The organism is Paenibacillus sp. JT31N11, from assembly GCF_056269285.1.
In genome coordinates this window covers 83,088-100,630 of the sequence record NZ_JBWDNQ010000012.1, presented here as the reverse complement: position 1 = coordinate 100,630, position 17,543 = coordinate 83,088, and the positions used below count along the sequence as shown (strand labels likewise).

General features: G+C 53.9%; 13 protein-coding genes and 3 riboswitches. Of the genes, 1 reads left to right on the top strand and 12 read right to left on the bottom strand.

What is annotated here, in order from left to right; all coding sequences use genetic code 11:
- Positions 1-17: 17 nt before the first annotated feature.
- From AC0YNV_RS30225 to AC0YNV_RS30170, 12 genes are all read right to left on the bottom strand, one after another.
- Positions 18-905, bottom strand: coding sequence for a carbohydrate ABC transporter permease (locus AC0YNV_RS30225; RefSeq protein WP_475771340.1), 888 nt, complete (start codon positions 903-905; stop codon positions 18-20).
- Between the two features lie 17 nt (positions 906-922).
- Positions 923-1,822 carry an ABC transporter permease gene (locus AC0YNV_RS30220; RefSeq protein ID WP_210044848.1) on the bottom strand — a complete coding sequence of 300 codons (900 nt, stop codon included), beginning with the start codon at positions 1,820-1,822 and terminating at the stop codon, positions 923-925.
- 95 nt (positions 1,823-1,917) lie between these two features.
- Positions 1,918-3,678, bottom strand: coding sequence for a type 2 periplasmic-binding domain-containing protein (locus tag AC0YNV_RS30215; RefSeq protein ID WP_475771339.1), 1,761 nt, complete (start codon positions 3,676-3,678; stop codon positions 1,918-1,920).
- A gap of 178 nt (positions 3,679-3,856) precedes the next feature.
- Positions 3,857-5,290, bottom strand: coding sequence for a helix-turn-helix domain-containing protein (locus AC0YNV_RS30210; RefSeq protein WP_475771338.1), 1,434 nt, complete (start codon positions 5,288-5,290; stop codon positions 3,857-3,859).
- Positions 5,287-7,044 carry a sensor histidine kinase gene (locus AC0YNV_RS30205; RefSeq protein ID WP_475771337.1) on the bottom strand — a complete coding sequence of 586 codons (1,758 nt, stop codon included), beginning with the start codon at positions 7,042-7,044 and terminating at the stop codon, positions 5,287-5,289. The genes AC0YNV_RS30210 and AC0YNV_RS30205 overlap by 4 nt, the downstream gene beginning before the upstream one ends.
- 314 nt (positions 7,045-7,358) lie before the next feature.
- Complete coding sequence (gene corA, locus AC0YNV_RS30200) at positions 7,359-8,309, bottom strand: magnesium/cobalt transporter CorA (RefSeq protein WP_475771336.1); 951 nt, start codon at positions 8,307-8,309, stop codon at positions 7,359-7,361.
- 76 nt (positions 8,310-8,385) lie between these two features.
- Positions 8,386-10,710, bottom strand: coding sequence for a histidine kinase (locus AC0YNV_RS30195; RefSeq protein ID WP_475771335.1), 2,325 nt, complete (start codon positions 10,708-10,710; stop codon positions 8,386-8,388).
- Between the two features lie 120 nt (positions 10,711-10,830).
- Entirely contained in the window at positions 10,831-11,445 is a 615-nt protein-coding gene (kdpC, locus tag AC0YNV_RS30190) for a potassium-transporting ATPase subunit KdpC (RefSeq protein WP_475771334.1), read from the bottom strand.
- Positions 11,446-11,492: 47 nt separating this feature from the next.
- On the bottom strand, positions 11,493-13,526 hold the full coding sequence (gene kdpB / locus AC0YNV_RS30185; protein WP_475771333.1) for a potassium-transporting ATPase subunit KdpB: 2,034 nt from the start codon (positions 13,524-13,526) through the stop codon (positions 11,493-11,495).
- 21 nt (positions 13,527-13,547) lie between these two features.
- Positions 13,548-15,227, bottom strand: coding sequence for a potassium-transporting ATPase subunit KdpA (kdpA, locus tag AC0YNV_RS30180; RefSeq protein ID WP_475771332.1), 1,680 nt, complete (start codon positions 15,225-15,227; stop codon positions 13,548-13,550).
- 40 nt (positions 15,228-15,267) lie between these two features.
- Complete coding sequence (gene kdpF, locus AC0YNV_RS30175) at positions 15,268-15,345, bottom strand: K(+)-transporting ATPase subunit F (protein WP_379114309.1); 78 nt, start codon at positions 15,343-15,345, stop codon at positions 15,268-15,270.
- Between the two features lie 120 nt (positions 15,346-15,465).
- Positions 15,466-15,876 carry a hypothetical protein gene (locus AC0YNV_RS30170; RefSeq protein WP_210044839.1) on the bottom strand — a complete coding sequence of 137 codons (411 nt, stop codon included), beginning with the start codon at positions 15,874-15,876 and terminating at the stop codon, positions 15,466-15,468.
- A gap of 116 nt (positions 15,877-15,992) precedes the next feature.
- Positions 15,993-16,177: riboswitch (cyclic di-AMP (ydaO/yuaA leader) on the bottom strand.
- 92 nt (positions 16,178-16,269) lie between these two features.
- A riboswitch (cyclic di-AMP (ydaO/yuaA leader) is annotated at positions 16,270-16,467 on the bottom strand.
- Positions 16,468-16,866: 399 nt separating this feature from the next.
- Positions 16,867-17,031, top strand: a riboswitch (cyclic di-AMP (ydaO/yuaA leader).
- Positions 17,032-17,038: 7 nt separating this feature from the next.
- On the opposite strand from AC0YNV_RS30170, the gene AC0YNV_RS30165 reads away from it, so the two are divergent.
- Entirely contained in the window at positions 17,039-17,467 is a 429-nt protein-coding gene (locus AC0YNV_RS30165; RefSeq protein ID WP_475771331.1) for a hypothetical protein, read from the top strand.
- Positions 17,468-17,543: the final 76 nt, after the last annotated feature.

Here is a 17,543-nt window from a genome sequence, read left to right as displayed (position 1 = left end):
AAACTATACAATCCGCGCTATTCCTTCACCGAGCCCAATGTGATCCCATGAATAAAGAACCGCTGCAGAAAGGGATATATAAACAGAATCGGCAGCATCGTCAGCGAGATCTTCGCTGCATTCAGCGTCTGGTTCGAGACCTCCGAGAGCACTCCGCCTTCTCCAATATCCTGCGGTCTTGTCGGATCAATCGTGACGACGATCTGCTGCAGATAGGTCTGCAGCGGCATCAGATGGGGATCGTTTATGAAGACGATCGCCTGAAAATACTCGTTCCAGGTGTTGACGATCGTGAACAGCGATATCGTTGCCAGCACCGGCAGCGACAAGGGAAAATAAATATGCGTCAGCTTCACCCAAGGGCCCGCACCGTCGATATTCGAGCAGTCGTCGAGCTCCCTGGGCAGATTCCGCCAGAAGTTGAACACCAGGAGAATGTTGCCGAAGTTAAACAGGTATGGCAGGATCAAAATCCAGAAATTATCGAGCAGACCAAGGTTCTTGGCATTCATATACCCCGGAATAATGCCTCCGTTAAAGCTGCTGACAATGAGCAAAATCCACAGATATATATTCCGCATGCGAAAATCTCTCGTCTCCCGGGAGAACGGAAAGGCGGCCAGATACGTCACTGCCGTTCCCAGGATAAGCGTCAATGCAATCCGCTCCAGCGACACCCACAGCGAGATGAAGAACTGCTTGTCATCCAGCACTCTGGCATACGCATTGAACGACAGCCCTTTGGGCAGCACGGTAATCGTGCCGCTCCCGGCTACCGCCGGATTGCTGAAGGACACGGCGACAGTATGCAGAATCGGGAACAGCGTGATAAGCGAGATCAGGACAAGGATCGTGATGTTGAACCCGTCAAACAGCCGTGAACCGAGCGTTTTGGAATGAATCATGCGCTGTCCTCCTCGGGCTAAAAGATCCGGTAATTGGCGAACCGGTAGGCGAGCGTATACGTCAGGGCGATCAGGGAAAGCCCCATCAGGCTGTTGACCAGGCCAACCGCCGTGCCGATCTCGTACTGCGCACCAACCAGACCGTTGCGGAATACCCAGGTTTCAATCACGTCGGCGGTATCGTATACGATGACATTGTACAGGTTGTAAATTTGATCGAAACCGGCATACAGGATGCCGTTCAAGCTTAATGTCGCCAGCAAGGCGATGATGATGGCGATCCCCGGAATGGAGATATGCCAAATCTTCTGAAAACGGCCGGCGCCGTCCATTTCCGCAGCCTCGTACAAGGCCGGGTTGATGCTCGTTAAAGCGGCCAAATAAATGATTGTGGAGAAGCCCAGCTCCTTCCACATATTGGACAGGATAATGATCGGACGGAACCAGAAGTTGCTGCCCAGATACATGATGGGCTCGATATGAAACACCGTCTCCAGCATATAGTTGATGATGCCGTGCGTGGAGAAAATATCGCGGAAAATGCCCGCCAGAATGACCCAGGACAGGAAATGAGGCAAGTAGGTGATCGTCTGCACAGAACGCTTGAACCATTTCACCCGCAGCTCGTTCAGCATAAGCGCCAGCATAATGGGCAGCACCAGCAGCGTGACCAGCTTGCCGACCGAGATCAGCAGCGTGTTTCGGAGCACACGCCAGATTTCCGGATTTTGCACCAGAAACTTGTAATGCTCCAGTCCCGCCCATGGCGAGCCCAGCACGCCCTTGGTCGGGATGAAGTGCTTGAATGCCAGCACGATGCCATAGATAGGCAGCACGTTGAACAGGATGAATACCGCAAATACCGGAAGCAGCATGATGTGATAATGGAACTGATCATTCTTGAAGAGTTTGGTCATTCTTTTCACGCTCCGCCTGCGGCGAATCGGGCTCCGACGGCGCCAAGCCAGCCTCCCAGCCTGGCACCCCCAAAATCCGGATCGCCCTATATTCGTTAGCTGCCGCTTTCCTGGGCAGCCGATTCATTCACCTCTTGGGTAATCTGGTCGCCACCCTGCGATTTCCACTCCTTGACGAAGGTATCGAAGTAGTCGATGGGCTCTTTATTCATGATGATCTTCGTATACGCGGTGAGCTGCTTGTCGATCAGCGAGCCCATCTTGGCGTCGTAGGTCGGCGTCGTGCCGCTGAAGCCGTTCCATTGGATATCCAGGTCCGAGTGCGCGATAGCCGACAGCGCCGACATCCAGTTGATATAGTCCTTGTATTTGCCGGGGTCCTTCCGCGGGTTATCGTGATTGGGCTTGAGCGAATTTTCAAAAATTTGCCGTTCCCCCACCGTCAAGTCATCGACAGTCGCTTTTCCGGCAAAAATATCCTCGAACAGCTTTACGCTGCGCAGCGTGGTATCCAGATAGGAGATGCCGAAATTCGGGATGATGGTCGGCGCATCGACTTTATCGGTGCCGAACTGCGTGTTGAGCTCATTGCGCCGGTCGGTCGTCTCCGGATATTTCGAGTGGCTGAGGGCTGTAGAGAAATTCAGGATTTTGACAGCCGCCTCCGGATTCTTGAAGCCTTTCTTGACGACCAGAAACTGGTCGGTCGGGAAATTCATGACGGCGTGGATTTTATTGTCGGTCGTGAGCGTATAGGCTTTCCAGTCGGCTTTGGGGTCGTTGTCGATGTTGAAGGTGAGCGGGAAGCTGCCGTTCCACCAGGATCCCAGCTGCATGCCCGACCTGCCCGATGTAATGAATTCGGCGGCTTTGTTGCCGTCGCTCAGCGCGAATTCAGGATCGATCATCCCTTCCTTGTACATATCGGCCAATACCTGCAGCGCCTGCTTGTTCTGCTCTTGAATGCCGCCCCATACGAGCTGTCCGCTGCTGTCCTTCACCCAGCTCTTGGGATAGGCGCTGTACGCGTTGAATATAGGGATGGCCACTGTGAAGCCCGGGTCCATGAACTGATTCTGCATGGAAAGCCCGATCGTATCGGCTTTGCTGTTGCCGTCGGGATCCTTCTCCTTGAACGCCCTGGCGACCGTGACCAGGTCATCAATGGTCCGGGGCGCCTGCAGGCTCAGCTTATCCAGCCAGTCCTGGCGGACCCACAGGATCTGGACGTTGGCATAGGTGTCGCCCTGCGAAGGCAGGCCGTACATTTTGCCATCGAAGGTGGCGTAATCCAGCGCTTTGTTGTCAAAGGTCTGATAGTAGTCCTTCACTTCGTCAGACGCGTATTGGCTGTACAGCGCGGTCAAATCCTCGACCATGTCCGCATCCACCAGCTTCTTGAGCATGCTGCGGGCGGATTGCTTGTTGTCGGTGGACCGCAGCAGGAAGATATCGGGGAGATCATTGCTCGCGAACATCAGATTGTATTTCTGGTTATACTGGTCGCCTGCAGGCGCGCTCCACTTGACGACCGGCTTGATGTTCAGCTTCTCCAGCCAAAAATCGCTGTTCCAGTTCGTCTCATAAGAGCTGCCGGGGATAAAGGACTTCTCGGTCTCCGGGTTGCGGTCGTAGATGACGCTGATTTCAAGCGTTTCCGGGTATTTGCCGAACGGATCGGCCTTCTCTTCCGGCGCGGACGCCGGATCGGCGGTTGCCGCCGCCGGGCTGCTGTTGTCCGGCTCCGGCGTGCTGCTGCTGTTGTTTCCGCCGCTTCCGCTGTTTGAATTGGAGCATGCGGACAGGATGAATACGGCGGACATCATGACCGCAAGACCCATGCGAAGCTTTTTCATGCCTACCCCTTCTTTCACCAAATATTGACGATCGCTTCAGAAAGTAAGACCTGACTCTTTCGGCCACGGTTTTATCGTCCATAGAAAGTGTACAATGGAAACGCTCTCAACAATCAGGGAAGACCGTTTTCAGGTATAGCGAAAACCGTTGCGAGCTGATGACTGCGCCAGACGATTTTCACACCGGCTCCGAACAGGATTCTACGGCCGCATTTCGAAGAGCGAGACAGCGGAACCGGTATTCCGATGGCAGAAGACCGGCATGCTCCCTGAAAACCCGGCTGAAGTACCTCTCATCCTGGAAACCCGATTGCTCCGCGATCCAATAGATCGGATGCTCCGTGGTGGCAAGCATTCTCTGCGCCGTGCATATACTGAGCGCCTTCACATACTCGTTAAACGACATGCCGAAGATATCCTTGAATACCTGGCTGAAATAGCTTCGGCTTAAGCCCACAAGCCGGGCGACCTCGCCTTGGGACAGCCCCTCCTTCAAATGCAGGCGGATCATCTCCAGCGACTTCAGCGCGCTCGTATATACCTCTTTGGAATAACGCAGCGCATGATACCGCCTCTGCAGACACTCCCGGGCAAGCCGCAGCTCCCGGGTCCACTGGTCCCAGGAAAAGGCTGCGGGCTCGTATGCCGGCAACCCATTCGTCTGCAAGGCTCCGTGCGCGGGCATGCCCGAAGCCTGCAGGCTGTCGCTCAGCCGCCAGCCGAGCAAGGAGGCATCCGTCATGGCAGTCAGCTCCCCGACAGGCGGCTCGCACTGCGCAACAAGCTCCAGCCATTCCCCGAAGAGCTCCTCCCCGAAAATCCACCCGCAGCTGTGCCAGCTTTTTCGGATCTCGGCCATAACGGCGGCAGCCGGCTGCCTGCCGGAATGCAGGCGCTTTAATTCCACAAGCGATACGGTAATGGTTCCGGCGTCCGGCGTCCACCGGTACGGGAACGAATGCCGCCTGTAGCCGCTCAGCAATTCATCGACAATCCGGCTGTCTTCATTCCAATGGTCGGTTACATGCACGGCAGCCCAGCCCGCCGCCGCCGCTTCCGCGGTTATTTTCCCGAGCAATAAATCGCCCGTCTCAGGCATGAACCAGGTGTCCGCTTCGAGTCTGGTCAAGCCGGGTCCGCTCTCCAGCCGCAGACGCTCAGGCAAGTTCAGGGCCGTCTCCGCTATCCGGATCAGGAGCAGGCCGGGGGCAGGATGGCGCGGCTCCTGCTTGCGCTCGGACATTCGTTCATTGATGCGGTAGAGCGACTGTTCAAGCTCCGCCGTATCCAGACGCGTCTTCACAATATAATCCAGCGCCCCCAGCCGGAGCGCTTCCTGGACGAATTCAAAATCGCGGTGGCAGGTCAATACGACGGAGGATAGAGACGGATAGAGCAGCTTGGCTTCATGCAGCAGCTCCAGACCCGATTTGACGGGCATCGTCAGATCGGTAATGAGCAGATCCACCTCATGATCGCGCAGGAACTCAAGCGCCGCTTCCCCATTGTCCGCCTCCCCGATAATCTGTATGCCGAATTTCTCCCATGGCAGCGAGTATACAAAGCCCTGGCGGACAAAATACTCATCTTCGACAAAAAGCGTCCTGATCATTCGTTATCCCCTCCGATTTCCAGCGGCAGCCGAATGGTCATCGTTGTCCCGGAGCCCGCTTCGCTGACGACCTCCAGTCGATACGGCTCGCCATAATAGGTGTGAATCGTATTCTGGACGAATTGCAGGCCGATGCCCAGACCCACTTTTCGGGTCACATCGTCCGGCTTGCCGAACAGCTGATTCAGCTGTTCGGGAGACATCCCTTCGCCGTTGTCCCGGATCTGCACGCAGAAGATGCCGCTGCCTTCGCGTCTGATCCGCACCACAACGAAGCCGTCCTTGTTGCGGAATCCGTGATAAAGCGAGTTCTCAACCAGGGGCTGGAGCAGAAAGCGGGGGAACGGAAGCTCCAGCACATCGTCGTCAACCTCGTATTCCACGCAAAATGAATGCTGATAGCGGATTTGCTGCAGACGGACATAATCGCCCAGCGCCTTGAGCTCCTGCCGGATGGTGACGATCTTCCCTTCCTTGCCCAGATTGTAATCCAGCACTTCAATGAAGTAGGAGACCAGCTCGAAAATGTCGCGCTGATTGTTCATTTTGGCCATCCACTGTACGGTGTTAAGCGTGTTATGTATAAAATGCGGATTGATCTGGTACATCAGCTTCTCAACCTCCAGTTTCCGCTTGTTGCGCTCTCTCTCCCCGATCTCTGTCAACAGAATGACAATTTCGCTTTTCATATAGCCGAAAGTGCCAAGCAGCTCGTCAAATTCCAAAACTCCCGTATAGCGGACCGGCTCGTTGAAACGGGTTGCCGCCGTATGCTGCAAATACCGGTTGAGCCGGATAAGCGGACGGTAGATGGTCCGCCAGATGAGCCATGCGAGAAATAGACTGGCGCCGATGGATAGTATGCCGACCGCCACAAACCGGATGATCCATTCGTTCGTCTCACGGAAGAACTCGTTCTTCGCGACCGCCGTAATGAGCGTCCAGCCATGTGCGCCCTGCGAGGTGAACAGCACATAATCGCCCTGCTTGTAATACGAACGGCCGTCGACCTTGCGGGGCTGGACCGATGCCTGCAGCGGAAATGCTTTCTCCTCCTCACTGTAAACAGTCTTCCCGTCCCGGTTGAGCAGGATATGCTTGATCGGCAGTCCGTATGGCAGGCTGCTCAACCGGTCCTGAAATACCTTGAAATTGGTCTCAATATAGACGGCAATCCGCTTCTCCCCGGCAGTGCCGCCTCCGACCGTCCGCAGCACGGAGAGCACCCGGTTGTCGCTGTACGGATACAGCGTGCGGTGCGGCCCTAGAAATTCAAGGCCTGCATAGGGCGTTGCGATATGGGGAAACTGACGGATATGCAGATCAGGGTTTACATTCATATTGGAAAAAAGAAAGGTATCGTCGTCCGGGAGGAAATACGTCATCAGTCCGAGATCGGGATTGGTATAATTGACGATCGTGGTGAATTTATATACATCCTTCTCGATCGCTCCCCGTTCAAGAGGATCCGACTGGCTGATAAATGCGTTGTAATGGTTCCGGATATCCCCGAACAGCGCCAGCTGCTGCGAGGCATAGTCGAGATTGTTCAGGGTAATGTCAAGGTTTTGCTTCTCCTGCTCCAGATTGCTCTGCACGCCCTTCTCCAGCTTGTTGGCCAGAAGGTTGTATATTGTATAATAGGAAATGCCGCCGATGAGCGAAACGGGGATAAAAGAAGCGAGCAGCAAAACAATAATCAATCGGGATTTGAGAGAATGCGGGAGCGGTATTCCGGTGCGGATTGGGTTCATGGGTAAGCTCCTCCTTTTGAATGCGGAAGAACGAAGCAGCAAAACTAAACCAATTGTAACACAGGAGAGGATTATTCAGGGATAAAAATGAAAACGCTTTTAAACGCCCGTGCGGGCATTGGATCAAGCCATTGCAGAAGCCTCCATCAGCCCTTTTTGACATTACTTGTCTTCTGTCGGCTATCCTGTATCACGGCCACGGCCTCGCTGCAAGAGCTCCGAAGGAGCTGCAGCAGCTCTTGCGGCCGTTCCGTCATGCAGCAAGGGCTGCCAATCGCTGGCAGCCCTTGTCGGATTTCTGTCAAATAAAAGCGCTAATCAAACCATTTCTTAAACCGGAACCACAGATACATACCAACGCCAATGCCGAGCATAATAAGAAGAACCATATAATAGCCCCAATGCCAGGCAAGCTCGGGCATTCTCTGAAAATTCATCCCGTAAACCCCCGCAATAAAGGTCAAAGGCATGAATATCGTCGTAATGACCGTTAAAGTTTTCATAATGGTATTCATACGGTAAGAATTTATCGAAACATAGCTGTCCCGTATATCAGCCGTCAGTTCCCGATTGGCTTCAATCGTTTCAGAGAGCTTGAGAAGATGATCGTAGATGTCAGTGAAATAGACGATCCGCTCCTTCAGGCCTTCGATTCTTTCCGAATTGATGACCCGGTAGAGCAGCTCTGTCATCGGAACGATCGTTTTTCGAATTTTCAGAAGCTTGGATCTGATTTCGAAAATTTCGTTCATTAGCATATGAAGGGGAACATTCTTCCCTCTTATTTCAATCTCGTTCAATTGATCTTCGATCCGGTAAAGACTCGGGAAATATTCGTCCACCAGTTTGTCTATGATGAAATAGGCCAGGTACACGTTGCCTTTCTCACGGAGCCTCTGATGTTCAGCCATCCGCTGCCACACCTCGTCCATTTCCTTCAGCGGCCTGGAATGAAAGGTCACGATGAAATTGCTGCCCCAGAACATATCGATCTCTTCCGCGGCCAGCGTGTCCGGATTCATGGCATGCAGCACAAAAAAATGAATGTCATCGTAATGATCCAGCTTAGGCCGCTGCAGCCAGTGATGGCAATCCTCAATAGCCAGCGGATGAAAATGAAAGTGCTGCTGAAGGAGCTGCGCTTCTTCCTCTGAGGGCGCATTGAAATCCACCCAGTACCATCGTATATCGGCATGATTCAGATCATCTAATGACGGTTGATGGAGAATCTCGTGTTCGTTGTTAACAGCCATTATCCTGATCACAGTGCATCTCCCCCTTAGCCAGCAAAAAACAAAAATCCCATCCGGATTAAGGAGGGATTTCTGCTGTTCAATACGCTCACTCCTTAATCGACGGATCAAAATCCGCAACGATCAGCATATCCATATGGCGGGCGGTACGGAGCAGATAATGAACTACCGTTTCCTTAAACAGCGTGTACCAGAGCGGCCTGCGGGATTGCCCGATTATCAGCTGAGTGGCGTGCACTTCATTCATTCTTTGCAGCAAGGCCCTGCGTATGCTCTTGCGGCTGTCCGCCTCGGCTACCTGCATGTTCCCTCCCAGCCGCTCGCATAGTTGGCGCAGCGTATCGAGCCGCTTCTGCTCCTCCTCCGTCTTCACCGCGCCATGATGCACATAATGCACATGCCATTCCGCCTTCAGCCGGTGGGCAATCCGGAACCCGCGCCGGATCAGACGCTCGGAGCGGCTGCCCGTGTCCACGCAGACGAAGATCACCTCGCGTCTGCGCCAATGCCCCCGCAGCGAGGTATTGCGGTCCCACGCCTCCAGCCGCTCGTCCACATCGTCGGCGATTTCACGCAGAGCGAGCTCGCGCAGGGCGATCAGATTGCCGATTTTAAAAAACGATCCCAACGCCTGATCCACCTTCTCCAGCGCATAGATTTTCCCGTCCCGCATCCGGCTCTGCAGCATCTGCGGCGTGACGTCGATGAGCTCGACCTCGTCCGCCATCTTCAGAATGGCATCCGGCACAGTCTCCCTGACACGCACGCCGGTCAGCTGCAGAACGGCATCGTTCAAGCTTTCCAGATGCTGAACATTTACAGTGGAAATAACGGAAATCCCGCTTTCCAGCAGCCGGATGACATCCTCGTATCTTTTCTTGAATGGACTGCCGGGCACATTCGTATGCGCCAGCTCGTCGACCAGCACCACTTCAGGACGAAGCGAGATGATCGTCTCCGTGTCCATCTCCTCCAGCTGCGCCGCCTGATAGCTGGTCTTCGCTCGGGGAATAACAGGCAGCCCGCCTACCTGGTCAGCCGTATCCTTGCGTCCGTGGGTCTCGAGCAGGCCGATGACGGCATCGATGCCCTTGCTGCGGAGAATATTGCCCTCCTGCAGCATTTTATAGGTCTTGCCGACTCCCGGGGCAGCTCCGATATACACCTTAAAGGTACCGCGCCGGATCGTCTCGATTTTCTCCTCGATTTCCCTCGAGCTGAGCCGGCGGAACGAGTCCTCTCCTCCGGCCGGATTGGGCTTGACGGGCAGAATGCGCTCGCCCTCATGCTCTGCCCGGTCCGCCATGAGAAATACATCGATGTTCCTCGTCCGTCTCAGCACTCTGTTTACAATCGAGCCCTGCCAGCGCTCCTGCCAGCGGTTCTTCTTGGAATGGCCCATGACGATCCGGGTCACATTGTGCTGTGTGGCGTAACGCACAAGCTCAGTCGGAAGCTTGCGCAGATGCGGCAGAGGCAGCTCCTCGAATTTGGCCCCGACCTTCTCCACCAGCTTCTGGATCGAAAGCTTGAACGCCTGCTGGTTGCGGCTTAGCTTCTGCCGGGGCAGAACAAACGTGACCACCACCAGATCCCCGTTCAACCGCTTGGCGACCTGCTGTCCCCTGCGTACGTAGAGCGACCCGTTCCAGTGATACTGTGCGGAGACAAGAATCCGTTCCGCCGCCCCGGAGGGGCCAATAAGCCCCTGCTCCTCCCGGTGCTTCTCCAGCGAATCGTTGACGCCCTCGGCCATCAGCCGGAGCGAAATCTCGCGGAGCACGCCGAGATTTCCGCGGCGGGACAAGGCGGGATGCGTACTGTCTCCCAATACCCCCTCGTCAATGCGCTTCAGTATCGTCTCCGGCGAAACATCGATCAACCGGACTTCGTCCGCCAATTCAAGGGTATTCGAGGGCACAGTATCTTCGGCCTTGATGCCTGTCATCTTGAAGACAAATTCGTCTTCACCAGCAAGCTCATAGACATTAATCGTGGTAATAATGCTGATCCCGTGGTCCATCAGAAATTGAATATCCTCGAGCCGGGTCTTGAAGCGGGCGTCTTCACGGTTGCGGTGGGCAAGACCGTCGACGAGCAGCACCTCGGGATTCCGGGCAAGCAAAACCTCCAGCGGCAGGTCCTTTTGCTCCTTGCCAGCCCGCTGCCAATGGATGCTTGGCACGCGTTCCAGCTCCAGCGCCTGCTGGACGGTTTCCGACCGCTGCATCGTCGATACCGCACAAATGACCACATCGATCCCCTGCTGCTTCAGAAGCTTGCCTTCCCGAAGCATATGATAGGTTTTGCCGGATCCGCTGACCGCGCCAATAATGACCTTCAAGCGTCCCCGGTGCAGCCTGGAGATAGAATGCAGGATTTCTTCCGGTGTCTTGCGTCTGAACTGAGTCACGTTCCCTCCCCCTCCCGCAGCCAATCATCGAATTGCTTATATGCCTATTATGCCGTTGATTCTGCCGAAAAAGAAACCGCCCCGTCCGCGGAATGCCGTGCGGACAGGGTACGGTTACTCTTATTTCTTCAGCTCCGACAAAGCCAGATTGAGCTTCAGCACGTTGATCCGCTTGTCGCCGAATACGCCCAAGTCCCGGTTTTGCGTATGCTCATCGACCAATGCCTCCAGCTCCGGAGCGGAAATGCCGGTCAGCTTGCTGATTCTGGGAATCTGCACCAGGGCTGATTGCGGGGTAATATCCGGGTCGAGACCCGATCCCGAATTGGTCACCAGCGCAAGCGGCAGCTGCGCAAGCGGCACGTTAGGATTATCTTTTTGCCACTGCTCGATCGAAGCCTTCGTCCGCGCCAGCAGATCCGGATTGGATGGCGCATAGTTGTTGGTGCCGGAAGCCTCCGCTTTATATTCGATGCTGGATACGCGTCCCTGAAAATAGCTCAGATCCGTAAAGTTCTGCCCGATCAATTCGGAGCCGACTACATTACCGCCTTTATCCTTCAGCAGACTCCCGTTCGCCTGGGAGGGAAACAGCAGCTGCGCAAGTCCCGTGCTGACAAGCGGATAAGCGATTCCGCACAGTACGATGAACAGCACGCCGGCCCGCAGGGCAATCCCGAAAACCGATCCTCCGGACTGCTTCTCATTCCCGCTATCCGTAAGTGGTGTACTCATGGTACGATTCCTTCTTTCCATTTGAGTTTATAGCCTTGCGCCGTTCGTCAGATCCATACATGGACGATCAAATCAATCAATTTAATACCGATGAACGGAGCAATTATTCCTCCCAATCCATAGATGAACAGGTTGCGGCTTAGCAGACGCGAAGCGCTCATCGGACGGTAAGCGACCCCTTTCATTGCCAGCGGGATGAGCAGCGGGATGATGATCGCATTGAAGATCAAGGCCGACAATACCGCCGACAGCGGCGAACCCAGCCGCATCACGTTCAAAGCATCCATCTCCGGAATAGCCAGCATGAACATTGCTGGAATAATTGCGAAATATTTGGCAACGTCATTGGCAATACTGAACGTAGTCAATGCTCCGCGTGTCATCAGCAGCTGCTTCCCGATTGCCACCACTTCGATAATCTTCGAAGGGTCGGAGTCGAGATCGACCATATTTGCCGCTTCCTTGGCGGCTGTCGTGCCGCTGTTCATCGCAAGTCCGACATCCGCCTGCGCAAGTGCCGGAGCGTCATTCGTGCCGTCGCCTGTCATGGCAACCAGCTTGCCTTCGGCCTGCTCGCGGCGGATAACGGCAATCTTGTCTTCAGGGGTGCTCTCGGCGATGAAATCGTCGACGCCCGCTTCTCTGGCAATCGTAGCCGCCGTCAAGGGGTTATCCCCCGTACACATGATCGTCCTGATGCCCATTGCCCGAAGCTGGTCGAAGCGTTCCCGCATACCGGGCTTCACGGTATCCTTCAAATAAATCAATCCGAAGATCTCTTTGTCTACCGCTACGGCCAGCGGCGTACCGCCCTCGGAAGAGATCCGGTCCGCCTGAGTACCCAGATCCGCCGGAATAGCGCCTCCCTGGGCCAGCACCCATTTACGGATCGCGTCGACTGCGCCTTTGCGCACGATGCGGCCATCCTTCAGATCAATGCCGCTCATCCGGGTTTCCGCTTTGAATTCCACAAAGCTTCCGCCTTCGCCAAGCGCGGCATCGTACGTTTTGCCGTTCTTCTTCATCCATTCCAGTACGGAGCGCCCTTCCGGCGTTTCATCCTGTACAGAGGTGATCGCCGCCCAGGCAGCCGTCTCGTTCACATTCGCCTTGCCCACCGGTACGATTTCGCTGGCCATCCGGTTTCCGAAGGTGATCGTCCCTGTTTTATCCAAAATCATCGTATTGATGTCCCCTGCGGCTTCCACCGCTTTACCGGACATCGCCAGTACATTAAACTGCGTGACCCGGTCCATGCCGGCGATGCCGATCGCCGACAGCAGTCCCCCGATTGTCGTCGGTATGAGACAGACGAGCAAAGCGATGAGAACCGGAATTTCCAGATCGACATCCACGTAGGAAGCAATCGGTCCAAGCGTTACGACGACAATCAGAAAAATAAGCGTCAAGCTGATCAGAAGCGTATTCAAGGCAATTTCATTCGGCGTTTTCTGCCGCTTCGCCCCTTCGACGAGCGCGATCATCCGGTCGATGAACGTTTCGCCGGGATCGCTTGTGATCCGGGCCTTGATGCGGTCGCTGACGACCCTTGTTCCGCCGGTGACGGAGTTGAAGTCGCCGCCGGCCTCCTTGATGACGGGCGCGGATTCGCCTGTAATCGCCGATTCATCGACAGATGCGAGACCCTCGATGACTTCGCCGTCACCGGGAATCATCTCCCCCTGCGAGACAATGACGATATCCCCTTTGCGAAGCTCGGTGGAAGGCACGACTTTGATGCCGCCGCCTACGACCTTGTTGGCCATAATTTCCTGCTTCGTTTTCTTGAGCGAATCCGCCTGCGCCTTGCCCCGGCCCTCAGCCAAAGCCTCTGCGAAGTTGGCGAACAGCACCGTGAACAGCAGGATTACAAACACGGTCAAATTGAAGCCGATGCGGTCCCTTGAGTCGAAATATCCCGGGAATATCGTCATCAGCAGCACGATGACGGTGCCGACTTCAACGACAAACATGACAGGATTCTTGATCATGGCTGCGGGATTCAGCTTGATTACGCTGGCTTTCAGCGTCTGGACGACAAGATCGCCAGAAAACATGCTTTTTTTACGATTTCCATTCATTCTCGGCTCACCCCATTTCCTTTAACGAATTGTCAAATACTCGGCGATCGGGCCCATAACGATAACTGGCAGGAAGGTCAGCGCGCCAATCAGAATGACAGTCCCGATCAATAAGAATGTGAACAGCGCATTGTCCGTGCGGAACGTTCCGATCGTCTCCGGCACCCATTGCTTGCGGGTCAGCGACCCGGCAACGGCCAGCAGCGCAATCATCGAAATATACCTTCCGAAGAACATGACAAGGCCCGTGGTAATATTCCAGAACGGCGTATTATCTGCGAGTCCCTCAAATCCGGAGCCGTTGTTAGCCGCGGATGAGGTGTATTCATACAGCACCTGCGAGATGCCGTGGAAGCCAGGATTCGTAATGGCCCCTTTTCCAAGATCGGTCAGGAAGGCAATGGCCGTCGGTGCAAGAATGATAAACGGATGCGCCAGAATAGCGATCGCGATCAGCTTCATCTCCCGCGGTTCAATCTTCCTGCCGAGAAACTCCGGCGTTCGCCCAACCATCAGACCGCAGATGAATACGGCAAGAATGGCATACATCAGCATATTGACCAGCCCCACGCCTTTACCGCCGAATACGACGTTAAGCATCATCTCTGCAAGCGGTACAAGACCGCCTATCGGTGTGAGCGTATCGTGCATGTTATTGACCGATCCCGTTGTCGCCGCCGTCGTAACCGCTGTGAACAGGGACGACTGGGCAATCCCGAAGCGTACTTCTTTACCTTCCATGCTGCCTTGTGATGCATCAATGCCAAGCCCGTTCATGACAGGGTTCCCGCTTTTCTCAGCCGAATAGACGACAGAGAGGAATACAAGGAACAGGATCATCATGGCCGAGAAAATAACCCAGCCCTGCTTGCGGCTTTTTGCGAACCTGCCGTACATGAAAGGCAGAGCCGCAGCCAGCATCCACATCGACAAAATCTCGATGACATTCGTAAGTGGTCTCGGGTTCTCGAACGGATGCGCCGAGTTGACGCCGAAGAACCCGCCTCCGTTGGTGCCCAGATGCTTGATCGATTCCAATGAAGCTACAGGTCCGATTGCGATCTGCTGGGTCGCGCCTTCCAGAGTGGTTACGGACAAGGTGGGATCAAGCGTCTGCGGCACCTGCAGGCCGACCAGCACCAGGGTGACGATAATCGCCAGCGGGAAAAAGACCCGCGTGTGCGCTTTGACGAAGTCCTCGAAGAAGTTGCCTACCGTTTTGCCTTTGCTTGTGATTCCCCTCACGAATGCGACTGCAACCGAGAAGCCGGTCGCCGCCGACGTGAACATCATCATCATGATGACCGCCATTTGCGTGAAATACGACAGCCCGCTTTCACCGCTGTAATGCTGCAGGTTCGTATTGGTCATGAAGCTGATTATCGTATTCATGATAAGCGTGGGCTCCATATCGCCGATTCCGTTCGGATTTAGCGGCAGCCCGCTCTGCACCCGAAGCAGCACATAGCTGATGGCTACGAATATGAAGTTGATGGTAACGAAGCTGATGGCGTACTTCTTCCAGCTCATCCCCGCCCTGTTCTTCAGCCCCATGATCATATAAATCACTTTCTCCACCGGACCGAACACCTTGTCGGTGCGGTTAGGTTCATTCGAGAATACATGATATAAATAATTCCCGAGCGGTTTGGCGATCAGCATCAGAACGCCGATCACAATAATAATTTGCAATATGTCCATAGCCGTTCCTCCTTGGGGCTTAATCGACTCTCAAGCTCATTTAAAATTTCTCCGGATGAAGCAGGGCATACACCAGGTAGATCAGCAACGCGCCTGTAAAAATCAATACCAGCGTCATAAGCGTTCTCCCTCCGTCTCGTCGATCGATTTGTCGCACCAAACCAAGAATCCGGCGATAACAAGGAAAGATGCGATCAAAGTCAAAATCATCCATACATCCAACATAACAGCACTCCCTTTATGGTTGATCATTCAGGCGGCTGAGCAAGAACCCGACATCTCCGGATTGCGTGCGCACAATATAGGCAGCCCCAAGCTTTTTATAAATAACCTCGGGATGCCATACCGTCGTAATAACGGTAATCTCCTGGCAGGACCAGTTGGCCATGAGCTGCAGATACTGACAGCTGAGCGGCAAGCTCGACTCAAAAATATAAACGCGTCCGATCGAAAATTGGGGAGCCGCTCCCGCTTTGCTGCGGGTCGTGTTCACTCGTATAATTTCATTAACGCCCAGTTCCCGCAGCAGCTTTTCTTCCCTCCTATTATTCGTGAGGGCGACCACAGGCTGCTGTTTGTAGAGCAGCAGCCGTACGAATTTTCTCCCTGCCTCAGTCGATGCAGCCACCAATATTGGCCGTTGTTCCATACTTTTCTCCTCCAAATTCAGGGAAGAAGGCAACAAAAAAGAAGCCTTAGGAAAAGAGTAACCTTTACCTGCGGCTTCTTTGACCATGACAAACGTCCTGATCGCTCGCGATAAGTGTTGCCTCTCCCGGTACGCTTACGAGGTTAGCTGTCGGATTCGGGCATGAGAGTAGCCCTACGCCCGGCATTTTGGAATGCCGGATGATTCACCCCGTGACCGTCGCCTTCGTCCCGATGGACGAGGACGGTCGTTGGTTCCCCCGTTACTGCAGCTGCTGCGCAATATTCAGCGAATGAAACAAATTCAAGATTTATACAAAAATCTATACAACAAAAAACCGCAGAGGCACGTGACGCTCTGCGGTCGAATTTAATCGATCACTTCGTTCACCATTCCTCTCTCCACCTGCGCTTACGAGGTTAGCTGTCGGATTCGGGCGGTGAGAGTCGCCCTACGCTGCATGAGTTTCATGACACTCCTGCAACGATTCACCCCTGCGCTGTACGATCCGACTCTCACATCGGATACCAACAACGCTTCTATGGTTCCCCCGCTTTCCACCCGAAGGCGGAAACTCAGCGATCAAAAAAATGGATATATGCTGTTAAGCACGATATGAATCATACTCCCAGCCGTACGGCGTGTAAAGCATGTCCAGAACAGCTATGGGCACAAATAACGCCGCTGGACATATTTTCAAGCGCTTTCAGAGGATCAATGCTTCTTTATGCTCTGTATATCGCGGTATTTCGCCGTTTTTCTTTATCTCCGCTTAAAACGCAACCAGGCCCTTCGGGAGCTTATATGAAGAATGGAGCAGCGTATTAGCAACATGAAGAGGGAACGAGTAATTGCGCAAAATGACTGGTTTTAGCCGCTTATTTTCACTTTAAATGAAAAATATGGCGTTATGAAGTGTTTATCAGGCTGCGGGTCATTTTACAGAAGAAAAGGAACGGAATATGATAAATGGCAAGCCTGATTACGGCTATCATTTATTCGCTGAGTGCTTCCAAAGGAAGCAGCGGGGGAACCATGTGAGCGTCTGGGACTTCTGGCGCTCAAGGGGTGAATCCGGATGCCTGACGGCTCTGGCAGGGCGGCTCTCTCGTCCGAATCCGACAGCTAACCTCGTAAGCGAAAAAAGGGAGAGAATTTAAAGATGTCTGTTCAAACCGTTGACCCACTGCCCAAAGCTGACCCGCTGCCTGAACCGGAACTCCGCCTGCAGATTGTTCAAGTCAAAAGGATGGAACTGTTTATTGTGGCACTCAATGAAAACAAAATGACCCGTTATCAGGTCATCCTGTTTCTGACTACAAACGCCGGACAAGCATGGAGCGATATGGTGCTGGAGAATTGGCAAAAGCCTGCGGACTGGATTACATGGTCCAACCGTTTCCGGGACATCCTGGATTCCAGGGAGCCTCATAATCTCGGCTGGTTATTGCAGCATTATCATGAAGATACCATCCAAAGTGTACTGGTCTCCTCAGCTCTGGAGCAGTTGAAAAGCAATCCCGGTCATAATCAGTCAGCGATAAAAACCGTATTGTTTGACCGTGCATCTTCTTATATTAGTTTGTTCTAGCATTCAAACCTCTTTTTATATTGTAGGGAAGGGAAGCCCGGAGAGTTTCTGTGCTCTTCGGGCTTATTTTCTATGC

Bases quoted from the DNA above. Each gene is read 5' to 3' on its own strand.
- AC0YNV_RS30225 (WP_475771340.1), bottom strand. From the start codon at position 905: ATGATTCATTCCAAAACGCTCGGTTCACGGCTGTTTGACGGGTTCAAC.
- AC0YNV_RS30220 (WP_210044848.1), bottom strand. From the start codon at position 1,822: ATGACCAAACTCTTCAAGAATGATCAGTTCCATTATCACATCATGCTG.
- AC0YNV_RS30215 (WP_475771339.1), bottom strand. From the start codon at position 3,678: ATGAAAAAGCTTCGCATGGGTCTTGCGGTCATGATGTCCGCCGTATTC.
- AC0YNV_RS30210 (WP_475771338.1), bottom strand. From the start codon at position 5,290: ATGATCAGGACGCTTTTTGTCGAAGATGAGTATTTTGTCCGCCAGGGC.
- AC0YNV_RS30205 (WP_475771337.1), bottom strand. From the start codon at position 7,044: ATGAACCCAATCCGCACCGGAATACCGCTCCCGCATTCTCTCAAATCC.
- kdpC (WP_475771334.1), bottom strand. From the start codon at position 11,445: ATGAGTACACCACTTACGGATAGCGGGAATGAGAAGCAGTCCGGAGGA.
- kdpB (WP_475771333.1), bottom strand. From the start codon at position 13,526: ATGAATGGAAATCGTAAAAAAAGCATGTTTTCTGGCGATCTTGTCGTC.
- kdpA (WP_475771332.1), bottom strand. From the start codon at position 15,227: ATGGACATATTGCAAATTATTATTGTGATCGGCGTTCTGATGCTGATC.
- kdpF (WP_379114309.1), bottom strand. From the start codon at position 15,345: ATGACGCTGGTATTGATTTTTACAGGCGCGTTGCTGATCTACCTGGTG.
- AC0YNV_RS30170 (WP_210044839.1), bottom strand. From the start codon at position 15,876: ATGGAACAACGGCCAATATTGGTGGCTGCATCGACTGAGGCAGGGAGA.
- AC0YNV_RS30165 (WP_475771331.1), top strand. From the start codon at position 17,039: ATGTCTGTTCAAACCGTTGACCCACTGCCCAAAGCTGACCCGCTGCCT.